The organism is Pseudomonas sp. HMSC057H01 (assembly GCF_001836405.1).
Classification (GTDB): Bacteria; Pseudomonadota; Gammaproteobacteria; order Pseudomonadales; family Pseudomonadaceae; genus Pseudomonas; species Pseudomonas aeruginosa.
The window spans coordinates 1-19,340 of sequence record NZ_KV828526.1; the positions used below are offsets into that span (position 1 = coordinate 1).

Annotated in this window: 17 protein-coding genes; 11 read left to right on the forward strand and 6 right to left on the reverse strand. The window is 62.3% G+C overall.

Going from position 1 to position 19,340, the window contains the following annotated elements:
* Positions 1–30 precede the first annotated feature (30 nt).
* Positions 31–2,025 (forward strand): relaxase/mobilization nuclease domain-containing protein, encoded by a 1,995-nt coding sequence (locus tag HMPREF2581_RS30530; protein ID WP_022960609.1) that lies wholly within the window; start codon positions 31–33, stop codon positions 2,023–2,025.
* An 83-nt stretch (positions 2,026–2,108) separates the two neighbouring features.
* Here the strand turns inward: HMPREF2581_RS30530 and HMPREF2581_RS32745 are convergent, their stop codons facing one another.
* From HMPREF2581_RS32745 to HMPREF2581_RS30560, 6 genes are all read right to left on the reverse strand, one after another.
* Positions 2,109–2,609, reverse strand: coding sequence for a flavin reductase family protein (locus tag HMPREF2581_RS32745; protein ID WP_037510038.1), 501 nt, complete (start codon positions 2,607–2,609; stop codon positions 2,109–2,111).
* A 21-nt stretch (positions 2,610–2,630) separates the two neighbouring features.
* On the reverse strand, positions 2,631–3,518 hold the full coding sequence (locus tag HMPREF2581_RS30540; protein ID WP_004350834.1) for a sugar phosphate isomerase/epimerase family protein: 888 nt from the start codon (positions 3,516–3,518) through the stop codon (positions 2,631–2,633).
* Entirely contained in the window at positions 3,502–4,314 is an 813-nt protein-coding gene (locus HMPREF2581_RS30545) for a TIGR03571 family LLM class oxidoreductase (protein ID WP_311742567.1), read from the reverse strand. Before HMPREF2581_RS30545 ends, HMPREF2581_RS30540 begins: the two co-directional genes overlap by 17 nt.
* Positions 4,315–4,382: 68 nt before the next feature.
* Entirely contained in the window at positions 4,383–5,660 is a 1,278-nt protein-coding gene (locus tag HMPREF2581_RS30550) for an ISL3 family transposase (protein WP_022960607.1), read from the reverse strand.
* Positions 5,661–5,672: 12 nt separating this feature from the next.
* A complete protein-coding gene (locus HMPREF2581_RS30555) occupies positions 5,673–6,707 on the reverse strand; it encodes a permease (RefSeq protein WP_009586987.1) in 1,035 nt (344 codons plus the stop codon).
* A gap of 63 nt (positions 6,708–6,770) precedes the next feature.
* Entirely contained in the window at positions 6,771–7,376 is a 606-nt protein-coding gene (locus tag HMPREF2581_RS30560; RefSeq protein ID WP_023047514.1) for a TetR/AcrR family transcriptional regulator, read from the reverse strand.
* Positions 7,377–7,517: 141 nt separating this feature from the next.
* On the opposite strand from HMPREF2581_RS30560, the gene HMPREF2581_RS30565 reads away from it, so the two are divergent.
* From HMPREF2581_RS30565 to HMPREF2581_RS30610, 10 genes are all read left to right on the forward strand, one after another.
* Positions 7,518–8,720, forward strand: a complete 1,203-nt coding sequence (locus HMPREF2581_RS30565) for an efflux RND transporter periplasmic adaptor subunit (RefSeq protein ID WP_008294933.1) — start codon at positions 7,518–7,520, stop codon at positions 8,718–8,720.
* A 19-nt stretch (positions 8,721–8,739) separates the two neighbouring features.
* Positions 8,740–11,907, forward strand: coding sequence for an efflux RND transporter permease subunit (locus HMPREF2581_RS30570; RefSeq protein ID WP_022960604.1), 3,168 nt, complete (start codon positions 8,740–8,742; stop codon positions 11,905–11,907).
* Between the two features lie 64 nt (positions 11,908–11,971).
* The gene (locus HMPREF2581_RS30575; protein ID WP_022960603.1) at positions 11,972–13,501 is read left to right on the forward strand and encodes an efflux transporter outer membrane subunit; all 1,530 of its coding nucleotides are present in this window, start codon (positions 11,972–11,974) and stop codon (positions 13,499–13,501) included.
* A gap of 14 nt (positions 13,502–13,515) precedes the next feature.
* Entirely contained in the window at positions 13,516–14,460 is a 945-nt protein-coding gene (locus HMPREF2581_RS30580; RefSeq protein ID WP_004350822.1) for a LysR family transcriptional regulator, read from the forward strand.
* 2 nt (positions 14,461–14,462) lie between these two features.
* Positions 14,463–14,717 (forward strand): EexN family lipoprotein, encoded by a 255-nt coding sequence (locus HMPREF2581_RS30585; protein WP_024718240.1) that lies wholly within the window; start codon positions 14,463–14,465, stop codon positions 14,715–14,717.
* Positions 14,718–14,953: 236 nt separating this feature from the next.
* Complete coding sequence (locus tag HMPREF2581_RS30590; protein ID WP_022960602.1) at positions 14,954–16,951, forward strand: conjugal transfer protein TraG; 1,998 nt, start codon at positions 14,954–14,956, stop codon at positions 16,949–16,951.
* Positions 16,948–17,436, forward strand: coding sequence for a ribbon-helix-helix protein, CopG family (locus tag HMPREF2581_RS30595; RefSeq protein ID WP_008294937.1), 489 nt, complete (start codon positions 16,948–16,950; stop codon positions 17,434–17,436). Before HMPREF2581_RS30590 ends, HMPREF2581_RS30595 begins: the two co-directional genes overlap by 4 nt.
* On the forward strand, positions 17,433–18,503 hold the full coding sequence (gene trbB, locus HMPREF2581_RS30600) for a P-type conjugative transfer ATPase TrbB (protein WP_022960601.1): 1,071 nt from the start codon (positions 17,433–17,435) through the stop codon (positions 18,501–18,503). The genes HMPREF2581_RS30595 and trbB overlap by 4 nt, the downstream gene beginning before the upstream one ends.
* Entirely contained in the window at positions 18,500–18,886 is a 387-nt protein-coding gene (locus tag HMPREF2581_RS30605; protein ID WP_022960600.1) for a TrbC/VirB2 family type IV secretion system protein, read from the forward strand. The genes trbB and HMPREF2581_RS30605 overlap by 4 nt, the downstream gene beginning before the upstream one ends.
* A complete protein-coding gene (locus tag HMPREF2581_RS30610; RefSeq protein ID WP_003462917.1) occupies positions 18,883–19,152 on the forward strand; it encodes a VirB3 family type IV secretion system protein in 270 nt (89 codons plus the stop codon). Before HMPREF2581_RS30605 ends, HMPREF2581_RS30610 begins: the two co-directional genes overlap by 4 nt.
* Positions 19,153–19,340 lie beyond the last annotated feature (188 nt).

Below are 19,340 nucleotides of genomic sequence, written 5' to 3' on the forward strand. Positions count from 1 at the left end.
GACACGCCAGAGCTTGCAGGGAGCGCAGCCATGACCGCCCGCCGCGACGACGATTTCCGGGTGCGTCCGAGCGCCCCGAAGAACCGGGGCAAAGGCCAGGGCCAGAGCTTCGTTTCCAAGGTACTCAAGCAGGCGGGCAAGGCCAGCGGCGGCAAGTCCTCGATGCGCCATTCCGCAGCCGGCGGCAGCGGCGCACGCGCCGGCCAGCGGCCCGGCTCGCGCCTGGGGCGCGGCCATACGGCGGCGCGCTTCGCCGGGGCGAAGCTGACGTCCATGTCGCGGCGCGTGACCATCAAGACCCTACTGGTCAATCAACGCAACGCCAGCCCGCAGTCGCTCGCCAAGCACCTGCGCTACATCGAGCGCGACGGCGCCGGCCGCGATGGCGAACCGGGCCGGGCCTACGGGCCGCAGATTGACGATGCCGACCTCGATGCCTTCAAGGAGCGGGCCAACGACGACCGGCACCATTTCCGCTTCATCGTCTCGCCCGAGGACGGGGCCGAGCTGGACGACCTGCGCACCTACACCCGGCATCTTGTGAACCGCATGGAAGCCGATCTGGGGACGCGGCTGGATTGGGTGGCAGTCGATCACTGGAACACCGACAACCCGCACACCCACCTGATCGTGCGCGGGCGCGACGACACCGGCAAAGACCTCATCATCGCGGGCGACTACATCGCCCACGGCTTCCGCCATCGCGCCGCCGAACTGGCGACGGAATGGCTGGGGCCGCGCACCGAACTGGAGATCCAGCAGACCTTGCAGCGCGAGGTGGAACAGGAGCGGTGGACGAGCCTCGACCGCACATTGCAGCGTGAGGCCGGCGAGGATGGCCGGGTGCAGATCGAGCGCTTCAATGAGCCCCGCCTGCAACGCCAGCGGCTGCTGCTGATCGGCCGACTCCAACGCTTGCAGCGCCTGGGCCTGGCTGACGAGACGCAGCCCGGCACCTGGGCCGTGCATGCCGACGCGGAGAAGACCTTGCGCGCCTTGGGCGAGCGTGGTGACATCATCCGCACCATGCAGCGCGCCATGAGCGGCCAGCCGCGCGAGCAGGCGGTGTTTGAGCCCGGCGACGACGGCCGCACCATCGTCGGCCGCGTGGCCGGCAAGGGGCTGGCCGACGAGCTGCACGACCGCGGCTATCTGGTCATCGACGGCGTGGACGGCAAGGCCCACTACGTCGCTTTGAACGCCCGCGACGAGCTGGCGAACTATCCCACCGGAGCCGTGGTGGAGGTACGCGGTTCCAACGAGGTGCGGGCGGCCGACAAGAACATCGCCGCGCTGGCGAGCGATGGCCTGTACCGCGCCGATCATCACCTGGCGATCGAGCAAGGCCGAGCCAAGCCCGGCCGCGACCCGCAGGAGGTCGTCGCGGCCCATGTCCGCCGACTGGAAGCCCTGCGCCGGGCCGGCATCGTGGAACGTGTGGCTGATGGACTATGGAAGGTGCCGGACGACCTGGCCGAACGTGGCCGCCAGAACGACGCACAGCGCCTGGGCGGCGTGGCGGTGGAGCTGAAATCGCACTTGCCCATCGAGCGGCAGGCCCGCGTGATCGGCGCGACCTGGCTGGACCAGCAGTTGATCGGTGGCGGCAAGGGGCTGGGCGATCTGGGCTTTGGCGGCGAGACGAAGGAAGCCTTGCAGCAGCGCGCCGACTTCCTTGAAGAACAGGGGCTGGCCCAGCGGCGTGGGCAGCGGGTGATCCTCGCCCGGAACTTGCTGGGGACGCTGCGGAATCGGGAACTGGCAAAGGCCGCCAAGGATATTGCCGCCGAAATCGGCCTAGCGCATCGGCCCGTCACCGACGGGCAGCGCGTGGCTGGCATCTACCGGCGCAGCCTCATGCTCGCCAGCGGGCGCTACGCGATGCTAGACGACGGCATGGGGTTCAGTCTGGTGCCGTGGAAGCCGGTGATTGAACAGCGACTGGGGCAGCAACTTGCCGCGACGGTGAGCGGTGGCGGCGTGGCGTGGGAAATCGGACGGCAGCGGGGAATGGGCATTGGCTAATGCTCGAAGAGTCTCAGCCACATAACCCGGCAGGCTGTCTAGAGATATGCCGAGGCAGTTGTGAAATTCTTCGCTGCATATCTTCAACGGGTTGGATCTATGGCCCGGAAGCGGCCATCCAGATAGACGAGTGGATCGGCATATGCAGATGTGAGCACACGCTCGACACTGGCCAGCATTACCGAGTGGGTGCCGACTGCATGGTGTTCAATCAGCTCACAGAACAGCGAAGCCTGCGCCCCTTGCAGATAGGGCAACCCATTGACTTCATCAAATCGCCAGGCTTCATGATCGAAACGGTCGGTCCCCGTGGCGCTACGGCAGTGCACCGCAAGTACCTCCTGTTCTGCGCGGAGTACATTGATGCAGAATCGTCGAGCAGCCAGCAGCGGCCCATGGATACGGGTTTGCTGACCAATGCACACTAGAACCGTGGGCGGCTCCAGTGAGACTGATGTGAATGAACTGGCGATCATTACGTGTCCGTGGCCATCGGGAGCGATCGACGTGATTAGCGTCACCGTGGAGGCCACGCCGCGCATCGCCTGCCTCAATTGGGCAGCAATCAAAGGGTGTTGGGACATGTAGGTGTGCTCAATCATAGGTTACGGGTGCGTTTCACGCTTGGCCCAACCAGGGTGCTTTGTCAGCAAACCCAACATCTCGTCCATCGCGTCATAGGAGCGTTTGAGCGTGCTGTATGGATTCCCCCCGACCAATGTGCCGTCATAGCCGACGGGGCCGGTATAACCGAACGACTTGGCAAGTCCAAGAAGTGCGAAGTTGTCGAGTTCTCCTGCATCGAGCGCCTCGAAAGTGGCAATACGACTCCAGCCAAGTGGGCTGCGGGTTGCGCCGCTGAGAGTCAATTCCCGCATGAAGGGTGTTGACGCCATTAACGCTGGCGTCGGGTCTACTGCCTGATAGCCCTCCGTCGGGCTGCCTGCATTGGTTTCGTAGCCATACCAGTGATAGCTTGGAAACACGATGCCGAGATTCGGATGGTTCACGACCGAGCAGATCTGTGCCGCAATGGAGTAATGATCCATCCAGAAGCCCAGATGAAAATACAGCAGGATGTCAATTCCGCGCCGTGCGCAAATCTCAAGTGCCCGACCAAGGAAGTCCTGCAATACCTTGTCGTCCGGTGCCTTTCGATGATTTGAACCGTGGCCTGCCGTCCTGATTCCAAGATTGACAGCCTTCACGCCTTCCATCTCCTCAAGCATCCGCAAGAGTCCTGCGTTGATGGGATGCTGTGGGCCCTGATCCAGGTCGATCACCACATACACGCTAAAGACCTCCAAACCGAAACGATCTTTCACGGTGGATAGACGCTTTGCGGTTTCCCATCGGCTCCCTGACCAGACGGCATAGGTCAGGCCGTCATAACCGATGTCAGCCAGCATTTCGCATTGGACATCGAAGGCATAGGTACCAGCCGAAGAAGTAAAAGCGAGATCCCAGGCAAAAATTTTATGACCGTGCAGCATCCTGCGCCTCCTCCAAATGGGCAGTAGCGTGCGCCGGAAAGTGCGGTACGACATGCTCGCCAAGTTCCTGAACAATCTCATGCGCCGGACGTGTCGCGTATTTCAGGTTGAGGCCAATATGATTAACCCCAATATCGCGCAAGCGGCTGAAGTAGTCAGTAAAGAATCGGTGACCAGCCCGAAACCCGAGGAAGATGGGCGACGGGGGTTCATCGGGATTCTCCGACAGGTCAATATAGAAGGATTGCGTGAAGGGTTTGAATCTTGGTGTCAGCGACCGCCAATTCTTGATTGTCATGGCTTGCTGCGCGATATTTTGGGGATAGTAAAGCCAGCCATCCCCATGCTCGGCAATCCATTCGACCGACTGGCGTGAATGACCAGTCACCATCACGGGAATGTCTCTCAACGCCGGTTTCGGCAGCGTATCTGCACCCGACAAGTTCACTCGGGGCGTGGAGATTTCCGGGAAGTCCTCACGCCAGGCTTGACGCAACACAGTCAATGCTTCTTGGAACAACGTGGCTCGCGCATCCATTGTCTGACCGAAGGCCGGGAACTCTGTTGGCCGATCACCCGTGGCGATACCTAGCACCAGGCGCTGATTTGACAAGCGGTCGATCGAGGCTGCTGCTTTGGCCACAAGCAAGGGATGACGCAGAGTGGTGATGACGCTGCCAGTTGCGAGCGCGATGCGCGACGTCTGTGCCGTGACGTAGCCCATGAATGGCCACAGGTCATGGATGTGACCCACGTCGCCAAAAAACGGGACATTGAGAAATACGGGTATACGGATTTAATGGTTGGGGTATACGGATTTAATGGTTGATGGGGCACCTTCACCCCATCAATCTGATACCACCCTCAGATGGTTGATAGATCGACTCCGTAGTTGAGTTCCTCTGCGAAGTCCGGCAGTCCGTAACCGATGGTTTTCTTGTAGAAAGGAGAGACCTTCGCAGTCGGTGCCTTCTTCTTGTGCTTCGTGGTGTAGAGCATTCGTGCCCGCATCACCTCGAAGGAGTAACCGCGCCCTTCACGGTTCTTGTCCTTGGCCAGTCGGTTGATGGACTCCGTGTAAGCGTTGGTGACGGGCATGTCCGTCTCGAAGTAGGTCATGGTCTCTTCGCGCCAGTTTCCCACTGCCCTGACCAGATCGCTCCAGACTTCCTTTTGGCCCTTCGGGATGGTGGCTATCCACTCGTCCAGGGCGGCTTCTGCCTGGAGCCGTGTGGTGGCGTCCCAGATGCCGTAGAAGCGCTCCTTGTGCTCGTAGGCGGCCAGCAGTTGCGGGAACGCGCCTGTCCAGGTCTCCATGATGAGGCGCTCCCGGTCTGAGACTTCGTGAGCGCGTTTCAGCAGGATTTTCCGGTCTCCCTTGAGAGTCCGGCTCTGGGACGGTTTCGGCTCCTTTCTGAGGCCCTTGCGCACTCTCTCTAGGGCATCGTTGGCCATGCGCACCACATGGAACTTATCGACCACGATACGGGCCTGGGGCAGCACAGCCTTGACCGCTGCCCGGTAGGGGTTCCACATGTCCATGCTGACGATCTCGACCTTCTGCCGGTCTTTCAGCTTCATCAGGTAGTTGGTCACCACGTCCTGGCGGCGGGTGGCCAGCAGGTCGAGCAGGGTTCGCTCCTCAATGTTGGTCAGAATGCAGCGGTAGCGCTTGTTCAGGTATAGCTCGTCAATGCCCAGGATGCGGGGCGTCTCGAAGCGGTGCCAGCGCCCCAGGAACTCGGCGCGGGCGTTGAAGATGTCGCGCACCGTCTTCTCGTCCAGGCCGGTCTGTGCCGCCACAAAGGTGTAGGGGTGGTTGAAGGATTCCTTCTCCACGTACTCATGCAGCCGCAGTGTCATACGGAATCCGTCCACCATCTCCGGTAGCTGGGGCCTGAATGTTGTCTTGCAGGCCCGGCAGGTGTATCGGCGGCGGACCACCCAGAGAGTGACCCGCTTGCCGTGGATGGGCAGATCACGATAGGGAACGTCACGCTTGCCGAACCGCACGAACTCACCCTGCACGCCGCACCCCTCGCAGGCTACTGGTGTAGGTGCTTCAAGCCGAAAATGTATGTCTTCATTCTGCTCATCAGAATCCACCAACTGGTACCCAGGAAGGCTTAACGAATTAATCATCTCCCGCCTTGATCAGAAAAACAGGTAGGTGGCGTAACCGGCAATCATCGCCATAGCAAAAATGACTGCTAAAAACGCCGCTAAAAGCTTCAGCGTGAACAAAGAGCGCAACAGAATGAGCTCAGTCAGGCTGGCTCCGGCACTGCCGATGATAAACGCTAGCACCGTCCCGGCACCCACGCCTTTGGCCATCAGAGCCGCTGCCAGAGGTATGACGGCTTCAGCGCGAATATACAACGGCACGCCGATGACAGCGGCAACTGGAATGGCAAAGGGATTATCTGGGCCTGCATACTGCTCCAATAAGTCAGTGGGCATGAAACCATAGATCACGCTGCCAATCGCAATACCGATGAGCAGGTAAGGCAACACATCGATAAAGTCCGACCAAGCTTCCCGCCACACACCACTGTACTTCCCTTCTTTCTTAACCGTGACAGTGGGTTGACTGTCACAGCATTCGCTAGACGTAGAGACTGTTGTCTTCCTATCAGCCCCGCAAGAAGCCGTCTTCGGAGTGGTGTCGCAGCTGTTGGTGCCGCAACTCGATGCGGTCGATGTAGCACTGCACGGGCTTGCTGATGAACTACATCCACTGCTCTCTTGTGTCGCCGTCCGGCGCACATAACGCTCGAAGCCAAGCGTGTGAAGCAGCCATCCGGCACCTACCGCGACCACCAAAGCGGCGAGCACATAGATAGCAGTAAGTGTCCATCCAAACGTGGCAACCAGCAGGCCGACGACGATAGGATTCAGCAACGGAGATGAGAAAAGAAACACCATCATCGGCCCAAAACCGGCCCGTGCCCGAATCAACCCTTTCAACATGGGGATAGTCGAGCAACTACAGAAGGGCGTTATAGCTCCTAAACCAGCAGCAAGAAAATAGCCTCGCTTCCCACTGGAAGTCAGTAACGCTTCCACCTTGGATGGTGGGATGTGACGTTGAAGAACTCCGACCAGCAAGCTAATGCCAATGAATAAAACCGATAGCTCGATAGCGAGAAAGGCGAACATGCCTAGAGCGTCTTGGAGTTGAGATGACATTCAATATTACTCCTATATTTCTGGGTCAAAGAGTCCGGCCTGCCGGTCGGCACCTTTGGGTTGTTACGGCTGCGCGGGAGAGGTGTCCCGCCGCAAGCCCGCCACCAGTACAAGAAATCCCTGCACGGCTTTTTCGGAAGCGGCGCGTGGGTCGTCTGCGCTGGCGATCCACAGCGATGCGCCCAGCAGCGCCCCGTTTATCAGGCGGGCCGTCGCCAGGGGATCGACGGGGCGTATGACTGCCTCCTCGATCAACTTCTGGAGGCTGCGGCGCGTGTTCACGATGCACACGTTCTGGCAGAGCCACTGGGAGGGATCGCCCAGAACCGCTGGCCCGTCCAGCAGGACGATCCGCTGGACTTCGGGCTCGACGGCCATCTTGATGTAGCCAATGCACTCCTGAACGAAGCCGTCCCAGGTGGACTCCGCCTCCTCGACGATGACGGCCAGTCGGCCAGATATCTCTGCATCAATCTGGGCGATGACCGCCTCCAGCAGCCCTTTCTTTCCACCGAAGTGGTGATAGAGCGCTCCGCGCGTCAGTCCGGCTTGGGCCGTCAGCTCATCCATTGAACTGTCCGCATATCCCACGGTTGCGAACGCAGCGCGGGCGGCACTGATGAGCTTGGCCCGCGTTTCCTCAATCATCTCTGCACGCTTTTGTGCCATTAGGTCGTCCTCCGATTTTTCACATAAGAAGTGTATGTAAATGATTGACATACGTTGCGTATGAGTGGATGATAAATGGCATACGTCACGTATGTCAAATTTTATCAACCGGGTTTCGCCATCCCTTCGAGACTGAAAACAATGAGCACATTGCCTTACCTTGCGGTCCTGCCTTCCTGGCGCCGCGCCTTGCCGTTAGCTGCGGCGAGCTTGCTGGCGCTGTCCCTAGCTGGCTGCAATAGCGACGCCGCCGACGCGGTCGCCGCCCCTCCACCCACGGTCAGCGTGGCACCTGTGTCGGTGCGCAAGATCGTCCTATGGGATGAGTTCAATGGCCGCGTCGAGGCGGTGGAAAGCGTTGCGCTGCGGCCACGTGTGAGTGGCTACATCGACAGGGTCAATTACGAAGAGGGCCAGATCGTCAAACGTGGCGACGTGCTGTTCGAGATTGACGCTCGCAGTTACCGTGCTGCTCTGGCTCGCGCGGAAGCAGACTTGGCCCGCGCCCGCACGCAGGCCGCACTGGCACGTAGCGAAGCGGCCCGTGCTCAAAAGCTGGCTTCGTTGCAAGCAGCCTCCACCGAGGAGTTGGAGCAGCGCCACGCCGCCGCCGATCAGGCCCAAGCCAACGTGCAGTTCGCCCAAGCCGCAGTCGAGACCGCCAAGTTGGATCTGTCGTTCACCCAGGTACGTTCGCCCATCACAGGCCGCGCCGGACGTGCACTGGTCACGGCAGGCAACTTGGTGAGTGCTGACGGCCAGGCCAGCATCCTGACCACCGTAGTCTCGCTGAACCCGGTGCACGTGCATTTTGATAGCGACGAGCGTACCTATCTGCGCTACGCCCACATGGCTCGCAACGGAGAGCGCCCCGACCAGCGCAGCGAAAGTATCCCGGTGCAGGTGGGCCTGGTCGGCGAGAACGGCTATCCACACGCCGGAAACGTGGACTTCGTGGACAACCGTGTCGATGCGGCCACCGGCACCATCCGCGCACGCGCCACCCTGGTCAATCCCGACGGCCTGCTTACGCCGGGCCTCTATGCCCGAGTGCGCCTGCCGGGTAGCGGCAGTTTCGAGGCCATGCTGATCGACGACAAGGCCATCCTGACCGACCAGAGCCGCAAGTACGTGTATGTGATCGATGAGAACAACACCGCCCAGCGCCGCGACATCACGCTGGGACGCAAGGCCGAAGGCCTGCGCATCGTCGAGGAAGGTCTAAATCCCGGCGACCGCGTGATCGTCAACGGCATCCAGAAGGTTTCTGTCGGCATGCCAGTGACGGCCCAGGACATTGAAATGGCGCCTGCAGGCCGACAAATCGCCCAGGCGAGCGAATGAGCGCGGAGAGCCAGCCATCATGAACTTTGCCCGCTTTTTCGTGGACAGGCCGATTTTTGCGGCCGTGCTGTCCATCATCATTTTCGTGGTTGGGTTGATCGCGATCCCGCTCTTGCCCGTCAGCGAGTACCCGGAAGTCGTGCCACCCAGCGTACAGGTTCGCGCCACGTATCCTGGCGCAAATCCGCGCGAAATCGCCGACACGGTAGCCGCACCACTGGAGGCATCCATCACCGGCGTGGAAAACATGCTCTACATGAAGTCCGTGGCCGGTAGTGATGGCGTGTTGGTGCTGACCGTCACCTTCCGTCCTGGCACCGATCCCGACGACGCCCAGGTCAAGGTACAGAACCGTGTCGCCCAGGCAGAGCCGCGTCTTCCCGAAGCGGTGCGCCAGCAAGGTGTGGTGACCGTCAAACAGTCCCACAACGAAACGCTGGTCGTGCAGTTGCGCTCGCCGGGCGATCGCTATGACGCGCTGTACCTGCGCAACTATGCCGTGCTCCATGTACGCGACGAGTTGGCACGCATCCAGGGGGTGGGCGATGCCAAGATCTACGGCTCTGGCGACTACGCCATGCGCTTATGGCTGGACCCCGACAAAATTGCGGCGCTGGGTATGACCGCCGGCGATGTGGTCGAAGCCGTGCGCGAACAGAACGTCCAGGTCTCGGCCGGTCAACTAGGTGCGCCGCCCAACCCCTCGGGAAGCGACTTCCTCCTGTCCATCAATGCGCAGGGCCGGCTGGTGACGGAAGAAGAGTTCGGCGACGTCATCGTCAAGACCGGATCGCAGGGTCAGGTCACCCGGCTGCGAGATGTGGCGCGCGTGGAAATGGACGCATCCAGCTACTCGCTGATGTCGTTGCTCAACAACAAGCCTGCTGTCGCGATCTCTGTCCTTGAAGCCCCGGGCGCCAATGCCATCGAAATCTCGGATCAAGTCCGCGCGAAGATGGACGAGTTGGCCAAGCGCTTTCCCGAGGGAGTGGAATGGTCGGTGGAGTATGACTCAACTGTCTTCGTGCGTCAGTCGATCAAGGCGGTCGTCAACACTCTGCTGGAAGCCATCGGACTGGTGGTGCTGGTGGTGATCTTGTTCCTTCAGACTTGGCGTGCCTCCATCATCCCACTGCTAGCCGTGCCGGTGTCGGTGGTAGGCACCTTCGCCGTGCTGCTGATGCTGGGCTTTTCCATCAATACGCTCACGCTTTTTGGACTCGTGCTTGCCATCGGGATCGTGGTGGACGACGCGATCGTGGTGGTGGAAAACGTCGAGCGCAACATCGCCGAAGGGCTGGCGCCGCTGGCTGCGGCCCATCAGGCCATGCGCGAAGTCAGTGGCCCCATCGTCGCCATCTCGCTGGTGCTGTGCTCGGTATTCGTGCCTATGGCATTCCTGTCCGGCGTGACAGGGCAGTTCTACAAACAGTTCGCCGTCACCATTGCGATCTCCACGGTAATTTCGGCCATCAACTCGCTGACGCTGTCGCCTGCGCTGGCCGCGCGCCTGCTTCGCCCGCATGGTGCCGCGCCAGACCTGCCCACGCGGGTGCTGGATCGCAGTCTGGGCTGGATATTCCGGCCGTTCAACCGTTTCTTCCTGCGCAGCGCGGATGGCTATGGAAACAGCGTGTCGCGCATCCTCGGGCGGCGTGGTGCGGTGTTTCTCGTCTACATCGCGCTACTGGTGGCGACGGGAGCTGTGTTCAAGGCCGTCCCTGGCGGATTCATCCCCATGCAGGACAAGCTGTATCTCATCGGTGTCATCCAGCTACCCGAGGGTGCATCCCTGGAGCGCACGGAAGCGCTGGTCCGCCGTGTGAGCGACATCGCGCTCAAGACCGATGGCGTCTACAACGCCGTGCAGTTCCCGGGCATGAACGGCTTGCAGTCGACCAACACGTCCAATAGCGGCCTAGTGTATTTCGTACTCAAGCCCATCAATGAGCGCAAGCACACTGCAACCGAGATTGCGGAACAGTTGAACGAGCGCTTCGCTCAGGAGCAGGACGGTCTGGCCTTTGCCATCATGCCGCCCCCTGTCATGGGGCTGGGCGCGGGTTCCGGGTTCTCTCTTTACGTGCAGGATCGCAACCGTGAGGGCTATGCCGCATTGCAGACGGCGACCACCGAGCTGGCGACGGCCATCTCGCAAGAACCGGGATTCCAATATCCGATCAGTTCCTATCAGGCCAATGTGCCGCAGCTTGACGCCGTAGTGGACCGCACCAAGGCGAAGGCACAGGGCGTGGCCGTGACCGATCTTTTCGATACGCTGCAAGTGTACCTGGGTTCGGCGTATGTCAACGACTTCACGCGCTTTGGCCGCACCTTCCGGGTGATGGCTCAGGCGGACGCACCGTTCCGCAGTTCTGTCGAGGACGTGGTCAAACTGCGCACCCGCAACGCCAATGGCGACATGGTGCCCATCGGCAGCATGGTGGACGTGCGCAAGACATTCGGCCCCGATCCCGTCATCCGCTTCAACGGCTATCCATCTGCCGACCTGATTGGTGAGTCAGATCCGCGTCTGGTGTCGTCATCGCAGGCATTGCAGCAAGTGCAATCCATTGCAGACAAGGTGCTGCCGCCAGGCATGCAACTGGAGTGGACCGACCTCAGCTACCAGCAGGTCACGCAAAGCAATACCGCGCTGGTGGTGTTCCCGCTGGCGGTACTGTTGGTCTTCCTGGTGCTGGCGGCACTGTACGAAAGCTGGACGTTGCCGCTGGCCGTCATCCTGATCGTGCCCATGAGCCTGTTGTCGGCCATGACGGGCGTGTGGCTCGCGGGTGGTGACAGCAACATTTTCGTGCAGATTGGCTTGATAGTGCTGATTGGTCTGGCCTCCAAGAATGCCATTCTGATCGTGGAGTTCGCCCGTGAACTTGAGCGCAAGGGGCACAGCATCCTCGATGCCGCGCTGGAGGCATCACGCCTTCGTCTGCGCCCGATCATCATGACTTCCATCGCCTTCATCGCTGGCGTGGTGCCGCTGATGGTCGGTTCCGGCGCAGGCGCGGAGATTCGCCAGGTTATGGGAGTGACTGTGTTCGCCGGCATGCTCGGCGTGACCTTGTTCGGTTTATTCCTGACTCCTGTTTTCTACGTCGCGTTACGCAGGCTCGCGACGCGCAAGCCACGTCGCCAGGCAAATGTCGCCATGGAGGCCACCCATGTCTGACTCCACAAGGACTGATTCCGTCATGCTTCAAACGCCATCCCGCATCCGACCATGCCTACGTCGGATGCCACATCTGGTACTGCTCCCTTTGGTGGCGTTGACGCTGGCAGCTTGCGCAGTAGGGCCGAATTACAAGGCACCTGCCGCGCCCCAGGCAGTGACGTATGCCCGCCAAGACCCCGTTGCCGTGTCCCAGCTTGTACCGGAGGCCGATGCGCAATTCTGGCGGGAACTGGATGACCCGGTGCTGCACTCTTTGGTGGAGAATGCTCTTCACGCCAATCACGACATCCGCATAGCACTGTCGCGCTACGAGCAAGCCAGCGCACTGTCGCGCGAACGTCGCCAAGACTACTATCCGACGCTGGGCGCGTCCGGTGAAATCAGTACCCAGCGCGCCAGTGCTGCACAAGCACCGGATGCGTCCCGCTCCGACCGGGATAACGATCTGCATTCGGCTGGCCTATCCGTGATCTGGGAATTGGACTTCTTTGGCCGAGTGCGGCGCAGCGTGGAATCGCAGCGCGCCGAGACCGAGGCCAGCGCAGCCGACCTGGCGGGCGTACAAGTGGCTATGGTGGCCGAGTTGACCGACGCCTATTTCCGCTTGCGCGGCTTGCAAGTGCAATTACAGGTCGCGCGGGACAACGAAATCAACCAAGCCGATACGCTGCGGCTGATCGAGGTCTTGTTCGAGAACGGCCGGGGCACGTCGTTCGATGCCGACCGCGCCCGCACGCAATTGGCGCTGACACGCTCGCGCATTCCGCCGCTTGAAGCTGAGGCTGCTGTGGCCGCCCACCGCATTGCCGTGCTCACTGGCCGCACGCCTGCGGCGATGGCCGAAGTGCTGGATCACCCCGCAGCCTTGCCTGAGCTGCCCGCCCAGATCAACGCCGGTGCACCGGGCGATCTACTGCGTCGCCGTCCCGATGTGGCTGCGGCAGAACGTAGGCTGGCTGCGGCCACTGCGCGTATCGGCGTAGCCATGGCAGACCTGTTCCCTCGCTTTACGTTGGGAGGGCTGATCGGCACGCAGGCGTTGGGCTTTGGTTCGTTGTTCGAGCGTGATAGTGAAACGCGAATGATCTCGCTCGGTGTGGGTGGTTCCTTCCTAGACGTGGGCCGGGTGCGGTCGCGCATCGCGGCGGCCAATTCAGCCACTGCCGAAAACTTGGCGGTATACGAGCGCACGGTGCTGCGCGCCATGGAAGAAACCGAGAACGCGCTGGTACGCCTATCGCGCGCGCAGACCGAGTACGCCATGCTGGTACAGGCGACCGAGGCCAGCCGCCGGGCAGCCAAGACGGCTCGCCTGCAATTTGAGGGCGGCGCCATCCATGTTTTGGATGTGCTGGAGGCCGAACGTTCACGCTTGGAGTCCGAAGACTTGCTGGCACAAAGCGCCACCCGCAGGGCGACGGCGTTGGTGGCGGTCTACAAGACGCTGGCCGGCGGCTGGTCACACGCCTTGCCCGGACCGCAGGGCGAGGCAGTCGCGCAGCGCCACAAAAGCGGCGACAGGCCTGAACTGGATGAACTCGGTGAGATGAGCGGCTACAACGCTGCGACTCTCAAACGGCCTTTGTACTGACAACAGGAGGCGAAATGGAGATTCGACACTTACGCTGCTTTCTCGCTGTCGCCGAAGAACTACATTTCGCCCGCGCGGCGGAGAGGCTGCACATCGAGCAGTCACCGCTGTCGCGCACTATCAAGGAGCTGGAGGAGAGCCTGGGCGAACAGTTGTTCATTCGTACCAGCCGCAGCACGCGGCTGACACGGGCGGGCAAGCTGTTTCTGGAGCATGTGCCGCGCATCTTCACCGCCTTGCAGCAGGCGCGCGATAGCGTGAATGCAGCCACCAACGGCTTCCACGGTCAGTTGCGTATCGCACTGTCCGACGGCATCACGCCCTCGCGCCTGCCGTCCTTGCTGGCGCTGTGTCGGCAGGAAGAACCCGAAGTCGAGATTCGCCTGTTCGAGGTACCCTTGTCGCAGCAGATCAAGGGACTGCATGACGACCTTTACGACGTGGGCTTTGCCCAGTCCGATGAAGTTGGAGAAGGCATCACTGCCGAAGCCGTTTGGAGCGATGCGCTGATGGTGGCGGTTCCTGCACGTCATCCGCTTTTGAAGCACAAGCGCATCCCGCTGGAAGAAGTGCTGCGCTATCCGCTGGTGTTGTGCGATCCGCACGTATGCGAAGGCCATGCTCGCCAAGTCGAGCGCGTACTGCGCCGGATAGATATGGAGCCGCTGATTGCCGAACGTGTGGCTTCGTGCGATTTGATGATGGCGTTAGTGTCGGCGGGCTTTGCGCTGGGCCTAGCCGGAGCGCCGCATATCGCAGGCAGCCGTGAGCCTGGGATTGTGGCTCGGCCGCTGGCGGGTCGCTCACCCATGCTGACCACTTATGTGCTGCACCGGGAAGGTGGATCCTCGGACGTGCTGTCACGCTTTATCGAGCGTGTGCAGGCCATCGAATCGCCGGACGGCATCAGAGCCACGCCCCCCCTTGAACCCGATTCCCAAGAGGAAGTCGAGTCATGACCATGAAGCAGATCGCCCCATTCCTGTTGGTCGCCGCGCTGTCCGCTTGCGGCCAGTCCGAAACACCGAAACAGGCAACCAATGTACCGACCGTGGAAGAGCTGGTCGCAGATCCTGCGCGCCTGAGGGAGCTGCGCCGCCAGTGCAAGACCGAACGCCCGACGATGGGAGACGTGCTGTGCAACCGGGTGGCCGAGGCGACGAACAAGCGCTTCTTTGGCTATGGAAACACGCCCTACACGCCGCCGAAGTTCTGATTGTTGGCTTTCTGCCGCGAATCTTGATTTTTCTTTCTCGACACGCCGCCGCGCGCTCACGCCTGCGGCGTTTTTACTGGTTTCGCCTCTGCATGACACCATGCTTTTTGCATCACCTTGCTGCCGATAACGGTCTTTGACCGGCACTGAACCGGCACCGATCCTGACGCCTGCGGCACGCCTTTGTGCCGCGTTTTCCACGGGGAATCAGCGCAGGAGAAATCGGAGGCCAGGGTATGCAAGCTCAGGGCGTGTTGTTCGGGCAGATCGCCGCCGTCTTCGGCATCGTGATCGCCGGTGTGTGGGGTGCCACGCAATGGACCGCCGCCGCCTTGGGCTACCAGCTACGCCTGGGCGCGCCCTGGTTCGACTTCCACGGCACGCCGGTCTATTACCCGTGGAAGCTGTTCGAGTGGTGGTTCTTCTTCGACGCCTACGCGCCGCAGGTGTTCGACACCGGCGGCATGATCGCGGCGAGCAGCGGCCTGCTGGCCGTGGTGGTCGCCATCGCCATGTCGGTGTGGCGCTCGCGCCAGGCGCGCAAAGTGACGACCTATGGCTCGGCCCGCTGGGCCGATGTCGCCGACATTCGCAAGGCCGGGCTGACGCAGCCCGCCGGCGTCTTTCTCGGCCAGCATGACGGCCACTACCTGCGGCACGAAGGGCCGGAACACGTCCTGACCTTTGCGCCCACGCGCTCGGGCAAGGGTGTGGGCCTGGTGGTGCCGACGCTGCTGTCCTGGCCGGCATCCGCCGTCATCCACGACATCAAGGGCGAGAACTGGCAGATCACCGCTGGCTGGCGCAGTCGATTTAGCCACTGCCTGCTGTTCAACCCGACCGATGCCAGTTCGGCGGCCTACAACCCGTTGCTGGAAGTGAGGCGCGGCGCGCACGAGGTGCGCGACGTGCAGAACATCGCCGATATCCTGGTCGATCCCGAAGGGGCGCTGGAGAAGCGCAACCACTGGGAGAAGACCAGTCATGCGCTGCTGGTCGGCGCGATCCTGCATGTGCTCTACGCGGGAGAGGACAAGACGCTGCGCGGCGTGGCGAACTTCCTCAGTGACCCGGCTTGCCCGTTCGAGCTGACGCTGCATCGGATGATGACCACGCGGCATCTTGGAGATGTACCGCATCCCGTTGTCGCGTCCGCCGCCCGCGAAGTGCTCAACAAGTCGGACAACGAGCGTTCTGGCGTCTTGAGCACCGCCATGTCGTTCCTCGGCCTGTACCGTGATCCGACCGTGGCCGCAGTCACGTCGCGCTGCGACTGGCGCATCGCCGATCTGATCGCGTCTGCATCCCCTGTGTCGTTGTATCTGGTGGTGCCGCCTTCGGACATCAGCCGCACCAAGCCGCTGATCCGGTTGATCCTCAACCAGATCGGGCGACGGCTCACCGAGTCGCTCGATGGCAGCGACGGCATTGAGCGCCGCCACAAGCTGTTGCTGATGCTCGACGAGTTCTCGGCTCTGGGGCGCCTGGACTTCTTCGAGACGGCGCTGGCCTTCATGGCCGGCTACGGCATCCGCAGTTTCCTGATCGCGCAGTCGCTCAACCAGATCGACAAGGCGTATGGGCAGAACCATTCGATTCTGGACAACTGCCATGTGCGCGTGACCTTCGCCACGAATGACGAACGCACGGCGAAACGGATCTCCGAAACGCTGGGCACGGCTACCGAACTGCGTGCGCAGCGGAACTACGCAGGCCATCGACTTGCGCCGTGGCTCGGCCACCTGATGGTGTCCCGCCAAGAGACGGCGCGGCCGCTACTGACGCCCGGCGAAGTCATGCAGCTTGCGCCAGACGAATCAGTGGTGATGGTGTCCAGCGTCGCGCCGATCAAGGCCAAGAAGTTGCGCTACTACGCTGATGCCAATTTCAAGCAGCGGGTACTGCCGCCGCCTGCGCTAACGGCAGGCCGCTATGCCGATGTGCCGCCTGCACGTCCCGATGACTGGAGCGGTTTGGCGATCCCGGCCGTGCCTGCGGCACAGGCCACGGCATCTGCCGATGACCTGGGTGGCTCCGACGACGGCGGCCCCCGCCGTCAGCCCGAGCTGTCCGAAACCGTCGCCTACGACCCCGAACCCGATTACACGCCCAGCGACTTGGCGCTGCTCGATGACGACGACATGCCCCCGCTGCTTCCCGACCAGTTCGACCCCGCCCTGCAACGCACGGCGCGGCTGGCATCTCTCGACCCCAACGACGGAATCGACATATGAGCCAATACCGATTGAACCTGTTCATCCAGCACGAGCACGCCAAGCGTCTGGACGAGCTGGCCGCGAAGAAAGGCGTGTCAAAGTCCAGCATCGTCGCCGCTGCCTTGGCGTCCTGGCTGTCACCCGATGCCGGCGACCAGCGTGAGGCCGCCATCGCCAAACGACTGGATCGCCTGTCGCGGCAGGCCGAGCGCCTGGAGCGTGACCAGAACATCCAGATCGAGACGCTGGCGCTATTCGTCCGCTACTACCTGACCGTCAGCACGCCGGTGCCGGAGGCCCATCAGGATGCGGCTCGCGCGCAGGGCAAGGCGCGCTTCGAGCAGTTCGTCGAACAGTTAGGCCGCCACCTGCTGCGTGGCCGCAGCCTGGTACGGGACGTGGTGGAAGAACTGCATCCCCAGGATCGTGAGTTCGAGATGCGCATGGATGACGCGGCCGCGATGGCCGCCGCCCATGAACGCACTGCGGAGCGTGCGTCATGAGTGCCGTTCCTCAAATCCCGCCCGAACCGCGCTCATCCGCTGCAGCATCCCAGGATCGCCGCATCCAGATGCTGCGCACGGCGATGGGGCCGGTGATCGCCGCTGCGCTGGAAGACCCGGACGTGGTGGAAGTGATGCTCAACCCCGACCGGACATTGTGGGTGGATCGGCTGTCGTCTGGCCGTGCGCCGCTCGGCGTCGAACTGCCCGAAGCCGATGGCGAACGCATCATCCGCCTGGTCGCCGCCCATGTCGGTGCGGAGGTGCATCGCGGCCAACCGCTCTTGACCGCCGAACTGCCTGAAACCGGCGAACGCTTCGAGGGCATCCTGCCGCCCGCCGCACCCGGCCCGGCCTTTGCGCTGCGCAAGCGTGCCGTGAGCATCATCGGTCTGGATCGCTATGTGGCTGATGGCATCCTGACCACTGGGCAGGCCGAGTTTCTGCGTCATGCCGTGCGCGAGCGGCACAACATCCTGATCGCCGGAGGCACCAGCACCGGCAAGACCACGCTGGCCAATGCCTTGCTGGCCGAGATCGCCGCCACCGGCGACCGCGTGCTGGTGCTCGAAGACACCATCGAACTGCAATGCGCGGCCCGCGACCATGTGCCGCTGCGCACCCGCGCCGGCGTCGTGTCCATGACCGAGCTGGTGCGGGCCACGATGCGCCTGCGGCCCGACCGCGTGATCGTCGGCGAAGTGCGCGGCGGCGAAGCGCTGGATCTGGTGAAGGTCTGGGGCACCGGCCACCCCGGCGGCATCGCCACCATTCATGCCGGCTCCGCGTTGGGCGCGCTGCTGCGCCTGGAGCAACTGATCCTCGAAGTGGCGGTGAATCCGCCCCGCGCCCTGATCGCCGAGGCGGTCAATGTCGTGATCCACATCGCAGGCCGCGGCCGCAAGCGCCACGTCGAAACCATTTCCCGCGTCGTCGGTTTCGACGGCGCGGGCTACCGCCTGGCGGATGCGCTGGAAGCGACGCTTCCCGAGCTGCCGCCGGTTCCTCTTACAGCCGCTGCCGCTACGCCTTCCTCGATCCCTGAACAACCTGGAGAACTGCCATGACGCACGTTGATGCTTTCCGTCTTTCTGTAAACCCGCTTTCCCCGCTGCCCATGCTGGCGCGTTTGCATCGCCTGGCCCGACCCGCAGGACAAGGGTTGCTGCTCGCGGTGTTGATGCTGTTGCTGGCGGGCACGGCGCAGGCCGCCGGTTCCTCAATGCCGTGGGAAGGCCCGCTGCAATCCATTCTCGAATCCATCCAGGGGCCGGTAGCCCGCATCGTCGCGGTGATCATCATCATCGCCACCGGCCTGGCGTTGGCCTTCGGCGATACCAGTGGCGGCTTTCGCAAGCTGATCCAGATCGTCTTCGGCCTGTCCATCGCCTTCGCGGCTTCGAGCTTCTTCCTGTCGTTCTTCAGCTTCTCCGGCGGGGCCGTCGTATGAGCACGGCCACCGATCTTCCGGGCTTTGAAGTGCCGCTGCATCGCTCGCTGACCGAGCCGATCCTGCTGGGCGGTGCGCCGCGCACCGTGGCGATTGCCAACGGCACGCTGGCCGCCGCCGTCGGGCTGGGCCTGCAACTGTGGATTCCCGGCGTGGTGCTCTGGATCGCCGGCCATTCGCTGGCGGTCTGGGGCGCGCGCGTCGATCCGCAGTTCATGCAGGTCTTCGCCCGGCACATCAAGCACAAGCCGCTGCTGGACGCATAGGGGAGTGCCGACATGCTGAACCTTGCCGAATACCGCCAGCGGCCCGCACTGCTGGCCGACTGGCTGCCCTGGGCCGGGCTGATCGGGCCGGGCGTCGTCTTGAACAAGGATGGCTCGTTCCAGCGCACGGCACATTTTCGCGGGCCGGATCTGAACAGCGCCACGCAAGGCGAGCTGATCGCCACGTC